1 protein-coding gene is annotated in these 2,740 nt (G+C 74.0%); it reads left to right on the forward strand.

Annotation, left to right across the window (positions count from 1 at the left end; translation table 11 throughout):
* On the forward strand, window positions 1–2,740 hold a 2,740-nt coding region (locus IEZ11_RS50230; protein WP_189269829.1), incomplete at both ends, for an SDR family NAD(P)-dependent oxidoreductase.

Consider the following 2,740-nt stretch of genomic DNA (forward strand, 5'->3'; position numbering starts at 1 on the left):
AAGAATTCGTCGACGCCTCCCTGCGCCTGCTCCCCCACGGCGGACGCTTCCTCGAAATCGGCAAGGCCGACATCCGCGACGCGGCGCAGGTCGCCGAGCGGCACCCGGGAGTCGCCTACCAGGCCTACGACCTCCTGGAGGCCGGCCCCGACCGGATCCAGGAGATGCTCACCGAACTGGTGGCCCTCTTCGAGGCCGGGGCGCTGACCCCGCTGCCGGTGGCCGCCTGGGACATCCGGCACGCCCCGGAGGCGCTGCGGCACATGAGCCAGGCCCGGCACACCGGAAAGGTCGCCCTGACGCTGCCGGCGCAGCCGGACCCGGACGGCACGGTCCTGATCACCGGCGCCACCGGAGCCCTCGCCCGGCTCCTCGCGCACCACCTCGTCACCCGGCACGGTGTCCGGCACCTGCTCCTCACCAGCCGCAGCGGACCGGACCACCCCGACGCCGCACGCCTGACCCGTTCCCTCACCGAACTCGGCGCCCACGTCACCCTCACCGCCCGTGACATCGCCGACCGCGACGAGGCTGCCGGGCTGCTCGCGGAGATCGACCCGGAGCACCCCCTGACCGCCGTCTTCCACACGGCGGGCTCCCTGGACGACGGCATGGTGCAGTCGCTGGACGCCGACAAGCTCGCGCGGGTGTGGCGGCCCAAGGCGGACGCGGCCTGGCATCTGCACGAACTGACCCGCGACCGCGACCTGGCCGCGTTCGTGCTGTTCTCCTCCGCCGCCGGCCTCCTCGGCAACGCCGGGCAGGCCACCTACGCGGCCGCCAACACCTTCCTCGACGCCCTCGCCCACCACCGCCACGCCCAGGGACTTACCGCCACCTCCCTCGCCTGGGGCCTGTGGCGCACCGCCGACGGCATGGCCAGCCGGCTCGACGCCACCGAACTCGCCCGGATGACGGCGACCGGCATCGCACCGCTCACCGAGGAACAGGGGCTCGCCGCCCTGGACGCCGCCCTCGGCCACCACCGCGCGGTCCTCGTCCCCGTCACCGTCGACACCCCGGCACTGCGCACCCGCGCGGCCCGGGAAACACTGCCCTCGCTCCTTGCCGGCCTGCTGCGGAAACCGGCCCGGCGAGCCGGAGAGCCGGCCGCCGGGACGGGCGGCGAACAGGCCCTCACCGCGCGCCTCGCCACGCTCACCGAGACCGAGCAGCAGCAGACACTCCTCGACATCGTACGGACCGAGAGCGACGCGGTCCTCGGCCGAAGCGGCACCGAACGCGTCGACGCCGCACGGACGTTCACCACGATGGGCTTCGACTCCCTGTCCGCGTTCGAACTGCGCAACCGGCTCAGCGCCGCCACCGGCCAGCGGCTCTCACCCACCCTGATCTTCGACCACCCCACCCCGGACGCGCTCGCCGCCCACCTGCGCGAGGGGCTGGCCGGTACGGCCGGCACCGCCGTCGCCCTGCCGGCCGCACGGTCCGCCGCCCCGGCCGACACCGACGACCCGGTCGTCATCGTCGGCATGGCATGCCGGTTCCCGGGCGGCGCCGAGACCCCCGAAGCCCTGTGGCGGGTCCTCACCGACGGCGTGGACACGGTGGGGGAGTTCCCCGCCGACCGTGGCTGGGCGGAGGACCTGTACGACCCGGATCCGGGGGCGGCGGGGCACTCGTACACGCGGCAGGGCGGGTTCCTGTACGGGGCGGCCGAGTTCGACGCGGAGTTCTTCGGGATCAGTCCGCGTGAGGCGCTGGCGATGGATCCGCAGCAGCGGCTGCTGCTGGAGACGGCGTGGGAGGCGCTGGAGCGGGCCGGTATCGATCCCGCGACCCTGCGCGGCAGCGACACCGGCGTCTTCGCCGGCGTCATCACCGGTGACTACGTGACCCGGGTGGGCCAACTCCCCGAGGGCGTCGAGGGATACGTCTCCACCGGCACCACCACCAGCATCGCCTCCGGCCGGGTCGCCTACACCCTGGGCCTGGAAGGTCCCGCGCTCACGGTGGACACGGCCTGCTCCTCCTCCCTGGTCGCCCTGCACCTGGCCGCCCAGGCCCTGCGCCAGGGCGAATGCTCGCTCGCCCTGGTCGGAGGGGCCACGGTCATGGCGGGCCCGGTCAACTTCGTCGAGTTCAGCCGGCAGCGCGCGCTGTCCCCGGACGGCCGCTGCAAGGCCTTCTCCGAGTCGGCCGACGGCACCGGCTGGGGCGAGGGCGCCGGCATGCTCCTCGTCGAACGCCTCTCCGACGCCCGCCGCAACCACCACCCCGTCCTCGCCGTCGTCCGCGGCAGCGCCATCAACCAGGACGGCGCCTCCAACGGGCTGACCGCCCCCAACGGCCCCGCCCAGCAGCGGGTGATCCGCCAGGCCCTCGCCAACGCCGGCCTGAGGGGCGCGGACGTGGACGCGGTCGAGGCCCACGGCACCGGCACCAAGCTCGGCGACCCCATCGAGGCCCAGGCACTGATCGCCACCTACGGCCAGGACCACACCGCCGAACAGCCCCTGTGGCTCGGCTCGTTGAAGTCCAACATCGGCCACACCCTGGCCGCCGCCGGAGTCGGCGGCGTCATCAAGATGGTCATGGCGATGCGCGCCGGCCTCCTGCCGCGCACCCTGCACGCGGACGAGCCGACCTCACACGTCGACTGGTCGGCCGGAGCCGTCTGCCTGCTCACCCAGGAGCAGGAGTGGCCGCAAGGAGACCGGCCGCGCCGCGCGGCGGTCTCCTCCTTCGGGATCAGCGGCACCAACGCCCACCTCATCCT

Source organism: Streptomyces fuscichromogenes, from assembly GCF_014645815.1.
Lineage (GTDB): Bacteria > Actinomycetota > Actinomycetes > Streptomycetales > Streptomycetaceae > Streptomyces > Streptomyces fuscichromogenes.